General features: G+C 69.7%; 17 protein-coding genes and 1 tRNA gene. 7 read left to right on the top strand and 11 right to left on the bottom strand.

Annotation, left to right across the window (positions count from 1 at the left end; genetic code table 11):
- Positions 1-23 precede the first annotated feature (23 nt).
- The 6 genes from ABD295_RS19625 (at position 24) to ABD295_RS19600 (ending at position 6,806) form a co-directional block, all read left to right on the top strand.
- Positions 24-785: an IclR family transcriptional regulator gene (locus ABD295_RS19625; protein ID WP_344305534.1), complete on the top strand. Its 762-nt coding sequence runs from the start codon at positions 24-26 to the stop codon at positions 783-785.
- Positions 786-1,180: 395 nt separating this feature from the next.
- The gene (locus tag ABD295_RS19620) at positions 1,181-2,311 is read left to right on the top strand and encodes a substrate-binding domain-containing protein (protein WP_344305533.1); all 1,131 of its coding nucleotides are present in this window, start codon (positions 1,181-1,183) and stop codon (positions 2,309-2,311) included.
- Positions 2,296-3,948, top strand: coding sequence for a sugar ABC transporter ATP-binding protein (locus tag ABD295_RS19615; RefSeq protein WP_344305532.1), 1,653 nt, complete (start codon positions 2,296-2,298; stop codon positions 3,946-3,948). The genes ABD295_RS19620 and ABD295_RS19615 overlap by 16 nt, the downstream gene beginning before the upstream one ends.
- On the top strand, positions 3,945-4,967 hold the full coding sequence (locus tag ABD295_RS19610; RefSeq protein ID WP_344305531.1) for an ABC transporter permease: 1,023 nt from the start codon (positions 3,945-3,947) through the stop codon (positions 4,965-4,967). Before ABD295_RS19615 ends, ABD295_RS19610 begins: the two co-directional genes overlap by 4 nt.
- Positions 4,964-6,040 carry an ABC transporter permease gene (locus ABD295_RS19605; protein WP_344305530.1) on the top strand — a complete coding sequence of 359 codons (1,077 nt, stop codon included), beginning with the start codon at positions 4,964-4,966 and terminating at the stop codon, positions 6,038-6,040. The genes ABD295_RS19610 and ABD295_RS19605 overlap by 4 nt, the downstream gene beginning before the upstream one ends.
- Positions 6,030-6,806, top strand: coding sequence for an SDR family NAD(P)-dependent oxidoreductase (locus tag ABD295_RS19600; protein WP_344305529.1), 777 nt, complete (start codon positions 6,030-6,032; stop codon positions 6,804-6,806). The genes ABD295_RS19605 and ABD295_RS19600 overlap by 11 nt, the downstream gene beginning before the upstream one ends.
- Before the next feature lie 185 nt (positions 6,807-6,991).
- Here ABD295_RS19600 and ABD295_RS19595 read toward each other — a convergent pair.
- Positions 6,992-7,067, bottom strand: a tRNA-Gly gene (locus ABD295_RS19595).
- An 81-nt stretch (positions 7,068-7,148) separates the two neighbouring features.
- Between ABD295_RS19595 and dcd the strand changes: the two genes are divergently transcribed.
- Positions 7,149-7,724 carry a dCTP deaminase gene (dcd, locus tag ABD295_RS19590; protein ID WP_344305528.1) on the top strand — a complete coding sequence of 192 codons (576 nt, stop codon included), beginning with the start codon at positions 7,149-7,151 and terminating at the stop codon, positions 7,722-7,724.
- A gap of 107 nt (positions 7,725-7,831) precedes the next feature.
- Here the strand turns inward: dcd and ABD295_RS19585 are convergent, their stop codons facing one another.
- From ABD295_RS19585 to ABD295_RS19540, 10 genes are all read right to left on the bottom strand, one after another.
- Positions 7,832-8,533 (bottom strand): hypothetical protein, encoded by a 702-nt coding sequence (locus ABD295_RS19585; protein ID WP_344305527.1) that lies wholly within the window; start codon positions 8,531-8,533, stop codon positions 7,832-7,834.
- A gap of 123 nt (positions 8,534-8,656) precedes the next feature.
- On the bottom strand, positions 8,657-9,340 hold the full coding sequence (locus tag ABD295_RS19580) for a response regulator (RefSeq protein WP_344305526.1): 684 nt from the start codon (positions 9,338-9,340) through the stop codon (positions 8,657-8,659).
- On the bottom strand, positions 9,337-10,485 hold the full coding sequence (locus ABD295_RS19575; RefSeq protein ID WP_344305525.1) for a sensor histidine kinase: 1,149 nt from the start codon (positions 10,483-10,485) through the stop codon (positions 9,337-9,339). The genes ABD295_RS19580 and ABD295_RS19575 overlap by 4 nt, the downstream gene beginning before the upstream one ends.
- 146 nt (positions 10,486-10,631) lie before the next feature.
- The gene (locus ABD295_RS19570) at positions 10,632-10,802 is read right to left on the bottom strand and encodes a hypothetical protein (RefSeq protein WP_344305524.1); all 171 of its coding nucleotides are present in this window, start codon (positions 10,800-10,802) and stop codon (positions 10,632-10,634) included.
- Positions 10,803-10,844: 42 nt separating this feature from the next.
- Positions 10,845-11,690: a DUF4097 family beta strand repeat-containing protein gene (locus tag ABD295_RS19565; RefSeq protein ID WP_344305523.1), complete on the bottom strand. Its 846-nt coding sequence runs from the start codon at positions 11,688-11,690 to the stop codon at positions 10,845-10,847.
- An 86-nt stretch (positions 11,691-11,776) separates the two neighbouring features.
- Positions 11,777-12,325, bottom strand: a complete 549-nt coding sequence (locus tag ABD295_RS19560) for a pilus assembly protein HicB (protein WP_344305522.1) — start codon at positions 12,323-12,325, stop codon at positions 11,777-11,779.
- 383 nt (positions 12,326-12,708) lie between these two features.
- Positions 12,709-15,618: a heterodisulfide reductase-related iron-sulfur binding cluster gene (locus ABD295_RS19555; protein WP_344305521.1), complete on the bottom strand. Its 2,910-nt coding sequence runs from the start codon at positions 15,616-15,618 to the stop codon at positions 12,709-12,711.
- 129 nt (positions 15,619-15,747) lie between these two features.
- Entirely contained in the window at positions 15,748-17,085 is a 1,338-nt protein-coding gene (locus ABD295_RS19550) for a hypothetical protein (RefSeq protein WP_344305520.1), read from the bottom strand.
- Between the two features lie 125 nt (positions 17,086-17,210).
- Complete coding sequence (locus ABD295_RS19545) at positions 17,211-17,972, bottom strand: IclR family transcriptional regulator (protein ID WP_344305519.1); 762 nt, start codon at positions 17,970-17,972, stop codon at positions 17,211-17,213.
- 16 nt (positions 17,973-17,988) lie between these two features.
- Positions 17,989-18,408, bottom strand: coding sequence for a hypothetical protein (locus ABD295_RS19540; protein WP_344305518.1), 420 nt, complete (start codon positions 18,406-18,408; stop codon positions 17,989-17,991).
- Positions 18,409-18,574 lie beyond the last annotated feature (166 nt).

Genomic DNA, 18,574 nt, shown 5'->3' with positions numbered 1-18,574 from the left:
GCTGAGTTGAGGAGAACCCGCTGGTGGCCGAGCCCCGCAAGCCGCACATCGCGTCGGTGACCAAGGCGTTCACCGCACTCTCGGCGATCGCCGAACGCCCCGAGGGCATGTCCGCCAAGGAGCTCGCCGAGCTCATGGGTGCGCCGCTGCCGACGACCTATCACTTGCTGCACACGCTGTCAGCGGCCGGCGCTCTGGCCAAGAGCGGCGGAGGGAACTATCGCCTCGGCCCGCGAATCGGTGCTCTTGGGGAGGCGTACGCAGACCAGGGCGAGCCCTTGGACCGGCTCGAAGGGCCGCTGCGCGACTTGGCGGTCGAGACCGGGGAGACCTCCTACCTCAGTGCATGGCGGGGCGGAGAGGTCGCCGTCATCTCGACCGCCGAAGGCAGCCTCGCTGTCCGGGTTGCGCAGCTTCAACGCGGATCGGTCGGGTACGCCCACGCTCGCGCATCCGGGAAGTTGTTCCTGGCGCATGCGCGACCGAGCGTGCGCGACCAGTACCTTGCCAACCACGAGCTGGAGTCGCTGACGCCCAACACCATCACCGACCGCGACGCCTTGCTGGCCGAGCTCGAGGAGATCCGGTCGCGCGGCTACTCCACCGACGTCGAGGAGTTCGCGCTCGATGTCTCCTGCGTAGCCGCCCCCATCTTCATGGCGGGCCGAATCATCGGGGCCTACACCGTCTCGAGCCCGTCGGGCCGTTACGCGCGGTCGTCCTCGCGGCTCACCGACGCGGTGCTGCGAGCGTGCAAGGAGGCTGAGGAGATCGCAGCCTCATAGCGGGGTGGGCGCGGCTCCTGTCCGTCTCTCCTCCAAAGGCTCCGACGCCGGCCCACGCTGGCGCGCATCCGACCTCTGGGCCTCAGGCCAGCCCGAGGTCCGGCGCTCTGCGCCTGAGCGAGAGGCGCTCGTGTCAACCTCTCGCGGCGCCGCCACCCCCGTGGCCAGGGTGCGGACAACTAGCGACGCGCGGCGGCGCGCGACACTCCACAGGAAGACCATTTTCTCACGATGTAATGCTTGACTCCACTATCGGATAACTCTATTGTTCCTCGCGTCACAGTCGACCACCCTCAGGCCAACCGAGGTCGCGTCCGACAACCGGGAGAGTTCAGGCCCCGCAGGGTTCCCGCTCGCTCCCACTCCGAGCAGAACCGCCCACAGTGAGGTAGCCCATGAAGATTCCACAGCGGCCGTTGCTCCTTGCCGCAGCACTCGCGCTGGTGGCCGCAGTCACCGTCGCCTGCGGAGACGACAAGCCCGGCTCGGGGCAGGGCGGAGGCGGTGACGACGGCAAGTTCAAGATCGCGCTGAACCTGAGCACGACCAACAACACCTACCAGACCCAGGCCCGCAACCTCATCGAGGCTGCGGCGAAGACGCCCCCCTACGACGAGAAGGTCGAGCTGCGCGTGGACGTGGCCGGTGTCGACGTCACCAAGCAGATCCAGATGATCAACAACGAGGTGGCCGCGGGCGTCGACGCCATCGTGCTCTACCCGGTCTCGCCGACCGGGCTCAACCCCGCCATCGAGAAGGCCTGCAAGGCCGGCGTGGTCGTGGTGGCGTGGGATAGCAACGTCACCGCTCCGTGCGCCTACAACGTCTACCCCGACCTCGAGCAGTTCGGGTACACCGGCGCCAAGTGGCTGGTCGACCAGATGGGCGGCAAAGGCGAGTTGATCGTGATCCGCGGCATCGAGGGGGTCCCTGCCGACACCTTCGAGTACGAAGGCGTCCTGAAGGCCATCGAAGGCACCGATGTCGAGATCGTTGCCGAGCCGGAAGGTGAGTGGGCGGCGGCGACCATCAAGACCACCTTCGCCCAGGCCTACGCCGCGCACCCCGAGGCCGACGCGGTGTGGGGAGCGACCGGATGCATCCAGGTGCATGAGATCGTGAAGGACAAGGAGATCTTCTGCTCCGGCGGCATGTCAAAGGACGAGATGATGCTGATGGCGCCCGAGGATGTCGGGGGCGGCGGGGTGACCACGAACGTGGCCGTGCCAGCGCCGCCGTGGGATGGCGAGCTCGCGTTCTTCATCGCGATGGACGTCCTCGAAGGTGCGGACATCCCCAAGACCACGCTGCTGCCGACACCGCTGGTCACCGCCGAGGACGTGAAGGTGGGCACGAACCCGGCCGAAGGGGCCAACCTATTCGTCGGCGACGACATCCCGCCGGACTTCTTCCCGTTCTGGAGCCCACTGGTCGAGCAGGGCCTGGAAGCCGCGCTGCACGGTACCCCGGACAAGATCTCGGATCGGAAGCCGTGCTCGGAGGTCGAGGGATGCGTCCAAAAGTGACGCAGATGGCCGGGCTCCCCGTCAACGATGGCGGGGAGCCCGGTCGCCCCGGGCCGCTTCCCAGTTCAACTCGGGCCGAGGAGGTGCGGCCCGGCAACCCCGGCAAACCAGACAGACCCGGCCCGGACCCAGGGACACCGCGATGGCGTCGGGCCGAGGTCGCCTCGGTCAGCAAATGCTTCGGGGCTATCCAGGCGCTCGACGACGTCAGCGTGGAGTTCCGCACGGGGTCGGTCCATGGCCTCCTGGGGCAGAACGGGGCGGGCAAGTCGACGCTCATCAAAGTCCTCAACGGGCTCGTCCGTCCCGACGCGGGCCAGTTGAGGATCGACGAGAACCCGACTCCGTTCGCCGGGTCGCCGGCATGGCAGGTCTCCACGGCGTACCAGGAGCTGACCCTGGTGCCGTATCTGAGCGTCGCGGAGAATCTCGTGCTGGGCCGCCGCCGTGAGTATGGCGTCACGTCGTTCGAGTCGACCGTCGCCGCCGCCTCGGAGATACTCCGGCGCTGGCGGGTTGACGACGTCGACCCACGCAAGCCGGTGAAGAGCAACCCACTGCCGGTCCGGCAACGGATCGAGATCGTGCGGGCCCTCGAGCGGACCGACCAGGTGCTGGTGCTCGACGAGCCGACCTCGGCGCTTGACCCCGCCGGAGCCGATTGGCTGAAGGGCCAGATTCGCCACCTGCGCGATCGTGGAGTCGCGGTAGTGATCGTGTCGCACCGGCTGGCCGAGATCGAGGACGTGTGCGACTACGTGACGGTGCTGCGCGATGGCCGGGCGGTGGCCTCAGAGTCGTCGTCAGGCCTGAACGAGCAAAAGATCGCCACGCTCATGCTGGGGCGCGAGATGCTCCAGACCCAGCGCGTCATCGCCGACCGTCACGACGAGGCTCCCCGGGCGACAAACACGGTGCTGGAGGTTCAGAGCCTGTCCGTCGAACCGGCACTGCGCGACGTCAGCTTGACGCTCGGTGAAGGCGAGGTCCTCGGTGTCGGCGGCTTGGAGGGGCAAGGGCAGCACGCACTGTTCATGACACTGTTCGGGGCGCAGCGGCCCACCCGCGGAGAGGTCCTGGTCGGTGGCCGGGCGGTACGTCTGAAGAGCCCGCGTCGCGCTATCCGCGCAGGGATCGGCATGGTCCCCGAGGACCGTAAGACCGAAGGGCTGATGCTGCAGCGGACCGTCAGGGAAAATCTGACACTGCCGGCGCTGCGGCGCGTGTCCCGCGCTGGTGTCGTCTCACCGGCCAAGGAAGCGCAGACAGCTGCGCCGGCGATGGCGTCCCTCGGGCTGGCCGCCGGCGTCTTCGACAACGCCGCGAGCTCGCTCAGCGGCGGCAACCAGCAGAAGGTCGTGGCCGCGAAGTGGCTGGTCGCGGACTCGCGGATCCTGCTGATGTTCGACCCGTTGCGCGGGGTCGATGTCGGCGCCCGCCAGGAGTTCTTCGCATGGATGACGACGTTCGCCGCAGGTGGCGGCGCGGTGCTGTTCTACTCCAGCGACATCGACGAGCTCACCACCGTGTGCGACCGCGTCATCACCATCTACCGGGGCGTCGTGACAGGGTCGATGGCTGGCTCCGAGATCACCCGTGAGCGCGTCCTGGCCGGGATGCTGGGAGGCGACTCATGAGCCAGGAGACTGCGACGGCAGTCAGGGTCGGTGAACGCGGCGCCGCGGTGCGCTCGTTCGCGTCCCGGAAGGTCGGGTTCCTCGCCTCCGCGGCGGTGCTGGTTGCCTTCTTCGCCATCAACGCCTCCATCAGCGAAGCCGTGTTGACCACCTACGGGTTCTCCTCTTTCGTCAACGCCGGCGCGACGGTCGCGTTGGCTGCGGCCGGCTTGTCGGTGGTCGTGATGGCCGGCGGCCTAGACCTGTCCGTGGCAGCCGTGGTGGCTCTGGTCAACGTTGTGGTCGCGACCAGGATGCAGGACACCAGCGCCTCGATGATGTGGGTCTCGTTGCTTGCCGTGGGCATCGGTGTGGCCGCCGGCGCCTTGAACGGAGTGCTGGTCACGACCACGGGCCTGCCGTCGGTGATCGTCACGTTGGCCACGTTCTTCATTTGGGGCGGCGCCGCGCTGCTGGTGCTGGACTCGCCGGGCGGGTCGGTCCCTTTCGACTTCGCCGACTTGCTGACCGGGGTGCGGGGCGGTGTCCCCAACGCGGTCCTGCTTCTGCTCGGGCTGTGCGTGCTGTGGCTGCTGCTGAGCCGCACATCGCTGCGGGTCAACATCCTCGCCCTTGGCGGAGACCGGGCAGCAGCTCGAGCGAACGGGGTCCCGGTCGCTGGCACCGAGGTCGCCGCGTTCGCAATCGCCGGGTTCTGCTACGGACTGGCAGGACTTTTCCTCAGCGCCCTCACCGTCAGCGGCACGCCGAACCTAGGCGCCGACTTCACCCTCAACGCGTTTGCTGCGGTCGTCGTCGGCGGCACGCAGTTCGGCGGCGGCAGGGGCACTCCCGTCAGCGGCCTGATCGGCGCGTTCGTCCTTTACACCTCCTACAGCATCCTGTTCACGATCGAGGCCCCGAGCGAGCTCAACTACGTGCTGACTGGCGCCATCTTGGTCGTCGCGGTCGTCGTCCAGAATCCGCGGCGACTGCTCGTCAGCCGCAGTGCCGAACCAGTGTCAGGAGCTGGCGGATGACCGTCGACGCAGAAGGCATGCTGCGGCCGCGGCAGATCTCGGCCACAGAGCTCAGTACGGGATTCCACCCCTCCCGGGAAACCGCCATCGGTCTCGGGGTGCTGTCCCTGGCCGGACTTGTCTTCGTTCTCCAGGTCACAGTGGGGTCTGTCCAGTACTCCGGCCTGGCGAGCAGCGTGTCCGCGTACGCGCTGATCGTGGCGATCGCTGCGTTCGGCCAAGGACTGGTGATGCTGTCGGGCGGGTTCGACCTCAGCATCCCGTGGGTGATGTCGATGTCCGCGCTCGCAATCACCAGGTTCGCCGACGGGTCCGACTCCCGCGCGCTGTGGGTCGCGCCGGCGATCCTGGCCGCAGGCGCGTTCATCGGCGTCGTGAATGGGCTGGGCATCGTCATGCTGCGCCTGCCGGCGATCGTCATGACACTGGCAATGAACGTCGTCTTGCAAGGGCTCGTCCTGCTGTACACCGAGGGCTCTGCCCGCGGCGTGTCGCCGCCCTCGCTGCGCAAGGTCATGGACGAGGACTTGCCAGGCACGCCCATCCCGGGCCCGGTCGTCCTGCTCGCGGTGCTTCTGCTGGCCGGAACGCTGCTGCAATCCAAGACCGGGTTTGGCCGCCGGGTCGCCTCCGTGGGTGCGAGCGCCCGCACGGCGTTCTTGTCTGGAGTGAACAACGCGCGGGTCGTGGTCTCGGTGTACGCGATCAGCGGTGTGAGCGCCGCTCTCGCCGGTGTCATCCTCGCCGGGTACAGCGGTCAGAGCACGCTCGCGATGGGCGACCCGTACCTGTTGCCAACGATCGCAGCGGTAGTCCTTGGCGGTGCTGCGGTCGCTGGCGGGCGCGGCGTGTTCCTCGGCACGCTCGCCGGCGCGTTGTTCATCGCCGTGGTCCAGTCGGTGCTGGCGACCATGTCGGTCGACGCCGCGTGGCGGACGGTCATCTTCGGCACGGTCATCCTGTTCTCGGCGGTGGTCCTTCAGCCTGGCACGATCACCTGGGCCCGCCGCCTGGGCGGCATGGCACGCCCGTCGAGCGCCGCTGTGGTCGGCCGGTCTCAGGATGCGTCCTAACGCCCCGTCGGCCAGCTCCGTACGCCGGACGGCGCTGGTCACCGGCGCCGGGTCGGGCATCGGCTTGGCCTGCGCCGAACGGTTCCTGGAGGACGGCGCGCGCGTCGTGTGCCTGGACCGCGACCTCCGGGCGCTCCGGCAGCTCGAGGAGCGGTGGGGTGAGGCGGTGGTGGCGCTCGCGTGCGACGTGGCCTCCGAGCAGAGCGTGGCGCACGCGTTCGAGACCCTCATGACCGATGCCACGGGTGTCATTGACACTGCGGTCCTCTGTGCAGGGGTGTACTTGGTTGACCAGGACGCTGCAGTCCACGAGCTGAGTCTCGAGGCGTGGCAGCGGACTTTGGACGTCAACCTGACAGGGATGTTCCTGACGTCGCGAGCGACGGTCCGGGCGATGCTCGCCGGTGTCGGCGGGTCAATCGTGCTGGTCGGGTCTCCCACCGGGATGTTCGGCATGGAACTCGGCATGCATGCCTACAGCGCGTCCAAAGGCGGCGTGCACGGACTGGCGCGGGTCATGGCCAACGAGTACGCGACTCGAGGCATTCGGGTGAACCTCGTCGTGCCGGGCTTGGTGCGGACCGGGCTGAACCGGTTCCTTTTCGAGCAGCCGGAGGCCGCGGAGGCTGCGGTCAGCACCATCCCGCTGCGCCGCGCTGGCGACCCGGCTGAGGTTGCGGCTCTGGCGGCTTGGTTGACCTCGGGGGACGCGTCTTACGCCACTGGCGGCGTGTTCACCGTCGACGGAGGTTTGACCGCCATCTGATTCAGCGGGTCCGCTATGCGCGAGTTCGACAAGCTGACTTTCTCTCATCCATCGAGCGCCGGAACGAGTGCCACGCTCTTCGCCGAAGGGCGATGCGCGGGCCACCACGGGGGCACGCCGGGGGCACATTGATTGGTCAGGGCGCGACGAAACTGTGGCAGAACCACCTCTGACCTGCGCTTTTGTGGAGCGGATGACGAGACTCGAACTCGCGACATCGACCTTGGGAAGGTCGCGCTCTACCAACTGAGCTACATCCGCATGCCGCCTCTCGGCGGCTCGGTGATGGTAGCAACCTCGGTGCCCTGCGACCCACGCGAGGTGGCCGGTAAGTTGTCGCCCGTGCTGCTCTCCGACCGCGACATCCTGACCGAGATCGAGGCGGGGCGGGTCGCGCTGGAGCCGTGGGACGTCGAGATGATGCAGCCGTCGTCGGTGGACGTGCGGCTGGATCGCTACTTCCGGACGTTCGAGAATCACCGCTACCCGCACATCGACCCCGCTGCCGACCAGTCCGACCTGACCCGCGTGGTCGAGCCGGAGGGCGACGAGCCGTTCATCCTGCACCCGGGGGAGTTCGTGCTGGGGTCGACGTACGAGGTCGTCACCCTGCCCGACGACATCGCGGCCCGGGTGGAGGGCAAGTCGAGCTTGGGGCGGCTGGGGCTGCTGACCCACGCGACGGCCGGCTTCGTCGATCCCGGCTTCTCCGGCCACGTGACGCTCGAGCTGGCCAACGTGGCGACGCTGCCGATCAAGCTCTACCCCGGCATGAAGATCGGGCAGTTCTGCTTCTTCCGCCTGTCGTCCCCGAGCGAGCACCCCTATGGCTCGGAGAAGTACGGCTCGCGCTACCAGGGCCAGCGCGGGCCGACACCGTCACGGTCGTTCCAGAACTTCCATCGGACGAGCATCTAGGTCTCGGTCGCTGCGGGACCTCCTCGACCACCAGCAGATGAGTCGTGTGCTCAGGTGGTCGCCATGGCAACCGCTTGAGCACACGACCTGTTCGGCGAGCAGCGGGGTCACACCTCGACGTCGGCGGCCTTCGTCGCCTTGGCGAGGGCGACCGCGACGACGGTGAGGATCACGGCCGAGGCTGTGGCGCCCCACACCGTGGCCTCGGAGACCATGAACACCGCGAAGGCCGCGACGCTGGCGGCGAAGCCCCACCAGCGGGCGAAGCCGGCGCGCCAGAGGGCGGCCATGATCAGCGGCAGCCCGAAGGCCAGGCCGATGATGCCCGGCATCAGGAAGACCGGCACACCCCACATGGTGTCCTCCATGTGGCCGAAGACCTTCTCGATCGCGTCGACGCCGTAGAGCTGGCCGACCGCCGACTCGAACCAGTCGGACGACAGCAGGCCCGGCATGGTGGAGAGTCCCCCGAAGCCGACGAAGCCGGCCAGCGTGGCGATGGCCGCGCCCTTGCGGCGGACGTAGGGCACCGCCATCAGCGACGGCAGGATCCAGAAGGCGTAGGCCCACTTGTAGCCCAGCGACTTGAACTGCAGGGCCTCCGGGTTGGCGGTGTAGATCTCGTGCATCCGCTGGCCGGCGATGCCCGAGGCCGGGTCGGCGACGGCGCCGACGATCAGGAACAGGCCCGCCAGGACGGGCGCCGCGACCAGGAAGGCGCGGCGTACGGCGAGCGAGCGGACCGGGCGCGGCACCTCCGGCGTGGCGGTGCGTGAGTGCTGCTGTGCGGGGCTGGCGATGGTGCTCATGGCGGTTCTCCTCGTTGAGATGGCTTGGGATCTTGCGATGTCCCAAGCCTTCTCGAGGAGCGCCTCAACCGGATCTGGCCCGAGAGGGATTCGGGGATCGGTCGCGCGACCGATCTCTCCGTGTCAGAGCGGGTCGGTCTCGCCGGCGACGACGACAGCGTTCTCGTAGGCAAACACGACGGCCTGCACGCGGTCGCGCAGGTCGAGCTTCATCAGCACGTTGCTGACGTGGGTCTTGGTGGTGCCCTCGGACACGAAGAGCGTCGAGGCGATGTCCTGGTTGGAGCGGCCGCGCGCGAGGAGCCCGAGCACCTCCAGCTCGCGGGGGGTGAGCAGGTCGAGCTTGGGGTCGCGGCGCGGGCTGGCCGAGGTCGCCCCGCGGCGTACGAACGCGTCGACCACGCTGCGGGTGACCGCCGGGTCGAGGAGCGAGTCGCCCGCGGCGATGGTGCGGATCGCGTCGGCGAGCTCCTCGGCAGGCGCGTCCTTCAGCAGGAAGCCGGACGCACCGGCGCGCAGGGCCTCGAAGACGTATTCGTCGAGGGCGAAGGTGGTCAGCACCAGCACCTTGGTGTCCACGCCGCCCTGCACGAGCTGGCGGGTGGCTGCGATGCCGTCGAGCACAGGCATGCGGATGTCCATGAGGGTGACGTCGGGGGCGAGCCGGGTGACGATCTCGACGGCCTCCTCGCCGTTGGCGGCCTCGCCGACGACCTCGAGGTCCGCCTCGTCGGAGAGCAGCGAGCGGAAGCCGGCGCGCACCATGCCCTGGTCATCCGCGATGACCACTCTGATGAGGTCGTTCATCGTCCGACTGCCTCCTCCGCGAGCGGCAGCGAGGCCGCGAGTCTGGTTCCCCCTGTGGCCCCGGGCTCGAGGCTGACGGTTCCGTTGTACAACGCCACCCGCTCGCGGATGCCGACGAGGCCATGCCCGCCCGAGGTGCTCGCGGCCCGGCCGTTGAGCCCACGACCGTTGTCGCTGACCTCGATCTCGAGCCGGCGCGGGGAGTAGCGCAGCCTGACGACCGCCTCCGACGCACCCGAGTGGCGCACGGCGTTGGTGAGGCCCTCCTGGGCGATGCGGTACGCCGCCAGGTCGACGCCGGGGCTGAGCGGCACCGGCTCGCCCTCCACCTCGAGCCTGGCCCGAAGGTCGCCGCCGTTGACGTTGCGCACGAGCCGCTCGAGCTCGGAGAGACCGGGTTGCGGCGCGAGGCCGGGGGAGTTGCCGCCCTCGTCGCGCAGGACGCCGAAGAGCCGGCGCATCTCGGCGAGCGCCTCGCGGGCGGTGGCCTCGACGGCGGCCAGGTCGGCGGCCTCGCGGGCGTTGTCGGGGCCGAGACGACGGCGTACCGCCTGGGTCTGGATGGTCACCACGCTGATCGAGTGGGACACGATGTCGTGCAGCTCGCGGGCGATGCGGGTGCGCTCCTCGGCGCGCGCGGTGGCGGCCTCGAGCTCCGCCTCGCGCTCGAGCCGCGCCGCACGAGCCACCGCTTCGTCGGCGCTGGCGACCCTGCTGCGCAGCACGTTGCCCACCAGCCACGGGCCGACGAAGAAGACGCAGGCCGCGGCCAGGTCGCTCGGCTCGAGCCGCTCCTGGATCGAGACGAGGATGAACGGCACGGTGACCAGCGCCAGGCCGGCGTAGTGCATCGGGGGCTTCGCCTCGTAGCCGACGGTGAAGCAGACCAGCACCAGCGAGAGCAGCAGCGTGAACTCACCCTGCGGGTTGATGACGATGTTGCCGGTGACGACGACGACGGCCACCGGGACTGGATAGAGCCGGCGCCAGGCGAGCGCCGCCATGGCCGTGCCGGCGACCAGGAGGTGGCGGGTCGGGTCGGTCACGAGCGGGCTGAAGAGGCCCTCGGCGACGGTCATCGCCACGAACGCGAGAGCGATGACGACGTCGACCAAGGGCGGCCGGAGGGCGAACCGGGACTTCACGGGACCGACCGTAGGTGATCGGGGACGGCCTCACATCGGTCGCGCGACAGAGATTCGAGAGTGACCAGGACGACGACGAGGGAGGCGCACCGGCACGTGCGCCTCCCTCGGGACAGTGGTCGGGGTGGTGGGTGTCAGGACGGGGGTCAGTCGTCGAGGCGGTCGGCGACCTTGCGCAGCGTGGCGGCGACGCGGATCCGGCCGGCGTGCCGGCGCCGGGGCAGCTGCGGCCCGGGGGAGCCGAGGTGGGCGCGCTCGGCGATGTGCTGGCGGGCGATGAGCTCGACCTCGGTCATGGTGTTCCCCGTCGTGTTCATGGTGGTGCTCCTTCGGGTGGGTGGTCTGTCGATCCGGTGGGATCAGATCTGGGTCAGGGTGATGTCGCCGGACACGGTCTTGGCCCGCACCTCGATGTAGTCGGCGCCTTCCTCCGGCTTGCCGGCACCCGCGAGGTCGGAGCGGATGTGTCCGCTCAAGGTGTTGATGTCGGTCCAGACGGGGATGCCGGCCGGGATGCCGATCTCGACGTCGCTGGAGGCGCCCTTGACCGAGAAGCGACCCTTGCGGGCGGTCTCGATGCGGACGTCTCCGGAACCGGTCGCCATCGACACGTCGCCGGCCGCCTCGACGACGCGAAGGTCGCCGGAGCCCGTCTTCACCACGGCCGGTCCGTTGGCCGAGCCGAGGCGGACGTCGCCGGACCCTGTGCTGACCGCGACGGCGGAGTCGGCACGGCGTACGTCGACGTCGCCGGAGCCGCTCTTGCAGCGCAGCTCGCCGTGGACGTGCTGCACCCCGATGTCACCCGAGCCGGTCTCGAGCTGCGCGGGGCCGTCGATCTCGCCGACGGTCACCTCGCCGGAGCCGGACTTGACCTGGGTGGCGCCGCAGGTGCCGTCGACCACGACGTCGGCCGAGCCGGACTTGATCATCAGCTCGCTGCGGGTCGGGACGGTGATGGTCATGTCGAGGCTGGACGAGCCGCCGAAGAAGCCCGTGCGCTGCTTGGGGGCGACCACGCTGAGCCTCCCGTCGTCGTAGGTGACGGTGACGTGCTCGGCGTCGCGACCGGTCACGGTCACGCTCGCCTCGGTGGTGTCGTGGGCGTTGACGTGGACGAGTCCGGAGTTGTTCTCGACGTAGAGGGACAGGGGGCCGTGGGCCTCGAACTGTCGCTCGAGGATCTGGTCGTTGGTGGTGGACATGGGTGCCTCCAGGGTGTGTTCGTCCGTGGGACCAGCCTGGCGCTGGTCCCCGGGGTGGGTTTGAGGGTGCTTGCGGGGTGTGGCTGCTAGAGCCAGCCGGTCATCCGCTTGGTGCCGGGCTTGCCCTTGCCCCCGAAGGGGTCGAAGTTCTCGAGGAACTTCAGGCTCGACAGGTCGATGTCGACGTTGATGGCGTGGTCGTTGGTGGCGGCACGGACGACGTTCACCAACCAGGTGTTGAGGCTCTGGCCGGCGTCGGCCGCCTTGGCCTCGGCCCTGACCTTGACCGACTCGGGGATCCGGAGCGTCACCCGGGCGAGGCTGTCGTCGCCGTCCTCGCCCTCGCCGCCGGGCGGCAGCGGCGGGGGCGGCGGCGCGGGCGGGGCGAGCTGCGTCGGCGCCTGCACGACGAAGTCGAGCTCGCGGCCGTTGAGCCGCACGTCGATGCTGCCCGCCGGCAGCTCGGCGGTGATCTCCGCGGCGGCCTGCGACACGACCTCCATGAACGCGAGCCGCGCGGCGGCGTCGAGCGCGTAGCTCAACCGCTCGGCGGCTGCGCGGATGTCGTCGCCGCCGCTCTCCGCCGCGGCCACGAGGTCCCGCCGGAGGCTGTCGACGTAGGGAGTGATGTCCATGCGCATCACTCTGACATCACAGTGACGTCATGTCAAGCATCCTGTGATGTCATCTGACGTCAATCTGCCCTCTTCATGATGTCAGGTGAGGCTCGCGATGACGTCGTACGCCGTCCATAGGTCGATATCTGGCGCGTTCCTCTGCGAGGAGCCGCCGGATGTATCACGCTGATTGCTGGTGGTGACCCCCCGACCGCCACGCGTGCCATCGTCGTGCCGATCTGGGGTGCTCACCAGAGCTTGACACGACCCACCGGGAGGGCCGTGGCGAGCTTCGTCCGCCGGGCGGCCCCGCACACCGGGGTGTGACAGCGCGGCCCCCGGCGGACCCCGAGCTTCTCCCGGCCAGGTCGAGATTGCCCGTCAGGCAACGGGCTGTGCCGTCAGATGTCGAACAGCGAGCGGGGCGCGTTGACGTCGACGTCGGTCTTGGGCTCGGTCGGTTCGTCAGCCGGTGCCTCGTCCGACCCCGCAGGCTCGTCGGTCGGCTCGTCCGCTGGTGCGGCGGCCGGCTCGCTCACCGGCTCGTCGACGTCGAAGAGGCCACGCGGCTGGGTCGCCTGGGTCGGCGGGGCAGGCTGAGCCGCGGCGGTCGGCGTCTCGGGCTCGGCGTCGTCGGCGTCCAGGATCGTCTCGGGGTCGGGCGCGGCGGCCGGCTCGACGTCGAAGAGGGACGGCGGGCCATCGGTGACCTTCGCGGGCTCTGAAGCCTTCGCCGCGGGCTCGGGCGAAGGCTTCGGCTCTGTCGGGGCGACGTCGAAGAGCCCGGTGGACGCGGGTGCGGCGAGCTCCTCAGCGGCCTGGGGCTGCTCCGCCGGGGGCGCGGTCGGGGCGACGTCGAAGAGCGATCCCGATGGCGCCGGTGCGGCCGGCTTCTCCTCTGCGGGTGCCGGAGCCGGAGTGTCGAAGAGGGAACCGGACGTCGCCGGCTTCGCCTCAGCCGGCGCCTCCTGCGCCGCAGGTGCGGGGGTGTCGAAGAGGGACGCGCCCGTCGATGCCGCGGCGGCAGGGCCGACGTCCTCGGTCGCGGTGACGGTGTCCTCGGTCTGGGTGACGTCGCCGGGCTCCGGCTCGGCCTTGAGCTCGACGGCCGTGTCCGCAGCGGGGGCGGCCGTGGCACCAGTGGGCGCCCGCCTCGCCGACTCGCCCTTGACAGACGCCAACAGCATCTGGGCGACGTCGAGGACCTCGACCTCCTCGCGCGCCGCGCCCTGGGCCTGCAGCGCGGTGAGCCCGTCGGAGAGCATCACCCGGCAGAACGGGCAGCCGACGGCGATCTGGTCGGCGCCGGTGCCGACGGCCTCGGTCGTGCGGTTGACGTTGATCCGCGAGCCGATCGTCTCCTCCATCCACATGCGGGCGCCGCCGGCGCCGCAGCAGAAGGAGCGTTCGGAGTTGCGCTCCATCTCGACGAGCTGGGCGCCGGGCAGCACCTGGAGGAGCTCGCGCGGGGGCTCGTACACCTGGTTGTGACGGCCGATGTAGCACGGGTCGTGGTAGGTGATGGAACGCTTCGCCGCGCCTGCGCCCTCGGCCACCGGCGTCAGTCGGCCTTCGCGCACGAGGCGGTTCAGCAGCTGCGTGTGGTGCACCACCTCGAGCTCGATGCCGAACTGCTTGTACTCGTTCTTCAGCGTGTTGAAGCAGTGCGCGCAGGTCGAGACGACCTTCTTGACCTTGAACTCCTTGAACGTCTCGATGTTCTGCTGGGCCAGACCTTGGAAGACGAACTCGTTGCCAGCGCGTCGCGCCGAGTCGCCGGTGCAGGTCTCGCCCTGGCCGAGCACGCCGAAGGACACCCCCGCGATGTTGAGCAGCTCGGCGACAGCGCGGGCGGTCTTCTTGGCCCGGTCCTCGTAGGCGCCGGCACAGCCGATCCAGAAGAGCCAGTCCACCGACTCGAGCGACTCGATGTCCTCGCCGACCACGGGGACGTCGAACTCGAGACCCTTGGCCCAGTCCATGCGCGCGGAGGGCGCCATGTTCCACGGGTTGCCCTTGGTCTCCAGCCCCTTGAAGAGCTGGTTGAGCTCGGCAGGGAACGACGACTCCACGAGCACCTGGTAGCGGCGCATGTCGACGATGTGGTCGACGTGCTCGATGTCGACGGGGCACTGCTCGACGCACGCGCCGCAGGTCACGCACGACCAGAGCACGTCGGGGTCGATGATGCCGCCGCCCGTGGGATGCCACGCCTCGCCCTCGGTCTCGCCGACCAGGGGGCGCTCCGCCTCGGCCAGGGCCGTGGCGGGTACGCCGTCGCGGCCGCTCTCGCCGGCCAGGATGTACGGCGCCTTGGCGAACGCGTGGTCGCGCAGGCCCATGATGAGCAGCTTGGGGGACAGGGGCTTCTCGGTGTTCCACGCGGGGCACTGCGACTGGCAACGACCGCACTCGGTGCAGGTCGCGAAGTCGAGCATGCCCTTCCAGCTGAAGTCCTCGATGCGCCCGATGCCGAACGTCGCGTCGTCCTCGAGCTCGTCGATCTCGTCGAGGGTCACCGGCTGGCCGGCCAGCGTGAGGGGCTTGGCGGCGCCGAGAGCCACCGGCTGACGCTTGAAGAGCACGTTGAGGGGAGCCACGAAGATGTGCAGGTGCTTGCTGTTGAGCACGATGATGAGGAACGTCAGCATCACGCCGATGTGCAGCAGGAGGCCGATGCCCTCGAGCACCTCGAGGGTGTCGTGGCTCAGGCCGTCGAAGAGGTTGCCGAGCCCGATGGACACGAATGCGCCGCTGTCATAAGGGAGGTTGCCCGTCGCGGACGCCGCGCCGCGGAAGAGGAACATCGTCCAGATGACGTTGAAGATCATGACGAGGACCAGCCACGCGCCACCCAGGTGCGAGCCCTTGAAGCGCGAGCGGCGACCCAGCCTCTCCGGGGAGTTCTTGAACCGGATCAGGGCGAACGTGATCAGGCCGAGCAGCGCCATCACGGCGATGAAGTCCTGGGCGAAACCGAGGATCGCCCAGTGGCCGATCAGCGGGATGGCGAAGTCGTGGTCGAAGAGCGCGCCGTACGCCTCGACGTACACGCTGCCGAGGATGACGAACGCCCAGAAGACGAAGAAGTGCGCGGCGCCCGGGACGCTCCACTTGAGCAGCTTGCGCTGGCCGAAGACCTCGACGAGCTGGTTCTTGAGGGCGTTGCCGAGCTTGCCGGTGACGTTGGCGACGCGCTCGGGTGCGGGCTGGCCGCTGGTGATCAGCCGGTAGAGCCACACCACCCGCCGCGCGGCGATCGGCAGGGCGATCGCGTTGAGCAGAAGGCCGACGACCAGGATCCAGGACAACGCGAGCTCCTCCAGCGGGGATTCGACAGACGGGTGGAGCCTAGAGGCGGCCCTGGGGTCACGTCGTCCCCCGCACCTGTCCTGGTGAGACTACCAACTGGTAACTTGACGGTTTGCCGGGGTCTGGGCTCAGGGCTGGGCCAGCAGCTGGAGGTCGACGGAACCGGTGCCGTTCGTCGGCGGCACGTACACGGCCCTGCCGGCGCCAGGATTGCTGACCAGGTGACCGGCGTCGACTCCGACGTAGTCGTAGTCCCCGCAGCCGTTGCAGCCATGGGGGTACGCCCCGACATGGGCGACCATGAGGACGGCGTACCAGCTCGCGTTGGAGAAGCCGGCGTTGCTCGCCTTGAGCGTGTTGTAACCAGGGAGAGTGGCGCTCACCGGAAGGATCGTGCCGCGGCCTGCCGGATCCGCCGTCACTGTCGTCGGAGCCGCGCCCGGCACGAGCGCCGGCCCCACCGCGACGGACGAGAGCTGCAGCGGGGCCGACTCCTCGCCTTGGATCGGGAACAGGAGCAGCCGGCTTTGTCCGGTCTGGGTGAGCTGCCAGAGGTCCCGGCGCGGCGTCGGGTCGACGTACTTGCCGTCAGGTCCCTGGAGGATCGTCGCGTATCCGCTCGCCGACCCCTCTGAGGTGCTGAACCACTGCCCTGCGGTGCCGTCGAGGACGATCTCGACCGCATGCGCTGCCGAGGTGTCGACGGGGACGGGCGCGCCGTCGAGTACGCCGGCCACGCGGGTGGGCGTGACGGCCGACGCGACTCCTCCGGTGGTGAGGAGCCGCATCACCGCCCCGGCGTGCTGTGCGCGGGAGCGCGGGTAGCCGGACGGGCTGCCGAGGGTGGCGGGCATGTCGTCGCCGAGCAACAGGGTGTAGCGGTCCGCCCACAAGAGCGCGGGCTTGTCGGGCCGCACCAGGAGGTGGTCGCCGCTGCTCAGCACGGTTCCCGAGAGGAGTCCCGACTTCGGGACCTCGAAACCGGCGGCCCAGACGTAGCCGCGCTTGGCCGGCAGCAGACGCTCGGGCGCGTCGCGCTCGATGTCGACGAACCGGAGCTTGGTCAGCTGGGCGGGGACCTGCTTGCCGTAGGTCATCTCGAGTCGGAACGTGTACCAGCCGTCCCGGGGCAGCCGCCACCATGGCCGTCGTTCGCGGGCCACCGTGCCACGCTGACCGGTGAGCTCGGCGTCGCCGTTCCAGACGTCGACGTCGTTGCCGGGTGCCGGCCGGGTCACCATGACGCGGTCGCCCTGCTTGCCCTTGAAACGGATCTCGAGGACCTGGCCCCCGTGGTCCGGTCGGACCGGGCCGGCGCCGTACGTGCGGGTGACCGTCTTGACCGATGGCTTCGCCGCCGACGCGATCGACTGGGCCAGCCCCGCGGTGGCCGCGGGGCTGGGGACCACGGCGGCGAGCGCCGCTGCGAGGAGCAGTGCGCCCAGAGGGGCGAGGGTGGGACGCATCGGGGCTCCGCTCTCAGGTCTGGCTACAGCTTGTCGACGACTATGACGCCTGTCGGCACGGTTCTGTTCGCCCAGGCGCGACGCGATCGATCGTGGGTCGACGGCACGGCCCACCATGTCGCGGGTCACCTGTGCCCGCTGATCCTCCTGGTGAGCGCGTTCGCCGTCTCACGGACCGCGGTCGCGGTCCCCGCGATGCCGGCCTCGTCCAACGACTCGCTCGGGAAGGTCGAGGCGACACCAGCGACGGGATGACCGTTGTGGTCGAGCACGGGCACGGCGACGCTGGCGAAGCCGGGTGTCACCTCGCCGTCCTCGGTCGCGAACCCGCGTTGTCTCGTCTCCGTCAGCAGCGTGCGCAGTCCCGACAGCGTCGTGGGCCCGCGGTCGTGTCGCTGCACGAACGCCTCGCGGTCGGGGAAGAGCGCGCGCACCTGCGCCGACGGCAGGGCCGCGAGGATCGCGCGACCGCTCGCGGTCAGCGCCGCCGGGAGCCGGACGCCGACGTCGGTCACCAATGGCGGCCGGCGAGGCGCTCTCTCCTCGAGCACGTAGAGGACGTCGCGGCCGTGCAGCACCGCGAGGTGCGCACTCTGCCCGGTGCGGTCGACGAGGGCGACCAACGGTCGTCGAGCGATGCGCTGCAAGGGCTCCTGGCGGGCGTACCCGCTGCCCACCTCGAAGGCCGCGATCCCGAGCCCGTAGCGCTTCTCCTCGGGCAGGTGGGTGACGAAGCCTTCCTCGATCATCGTCGCGATCAGGTGGTACGCCGTCGAGCGTGGCAGGCCACAGGCGCGCGCGATCCGCTCCAACGGCACCGGATCGGTCTGGCTGGCGAGGTACCGCAGCACCCGCAGCGTCTTCGACGCCGCGGGCACCTGGCTCATGCCGCGATCGTAGGCGTCAGGTGCGCGGGGTCGGAGGCGCCTCGTCGTGCTGCGGCGGCGCGGCCGGTCCGGCGACCGGCGGAGTGGGGTCGTAGTCGTCGGTGCGGGTCTTCACGTCCGGGTCGCGCTCGTCGGCCTGGCGGAGCAGGTCCTCCTGGCGTGCCTGCTCGACGGTGACGCCCTGCTCGGCTTCGGCGGCCCGCTGCTCGGCTTCAGCGGCCTCGCGGCGGAGGCGCTCGGCCTCCTGCGCGGCCCGCTCGGCTTCGAGTGACGCGTCATGGACGCCGGCGCCGCTGGCGACCGGGTCGCTGCGAAGCTCCTGCGCCTCGGTGCGGGCAGCCTCGCGCTGCTTGGTGCTCTTGGCCACCACGATCGCGACCACGGCGAGCGCGGCCAGCACGAGGAGCACGAGGACGATCAGAACGCTGCTGGTCATGGGCTTCCCTCCCTGCGCCGGGGGCGGCTGCCACCCGGTACCTCGACCATAGGAACGCCTCACGGGTGCGGACACCACCCGCACGGGTGGCCACGTCGCGACGCGGCCGCGACAATCCCCAGGTGCGCTACCTCACCCGCGTGGCGCCGGCGCGGGTCGCGACAAA

The organism is Nocardioides bigeumensis, assembly GCF_039531755.1.
In the GTDB taxonomy this organism is placed as follows: domain Bacteria; phylum Actinomycetota; class Actinomycetes; order Propionibacteriales; family Nocardioidaceae; genus Nocardioides; species Nocardioides bigeumensis.
This window is presented reverse-complemented; position numbering and strand designations above follow the sequence as displayed.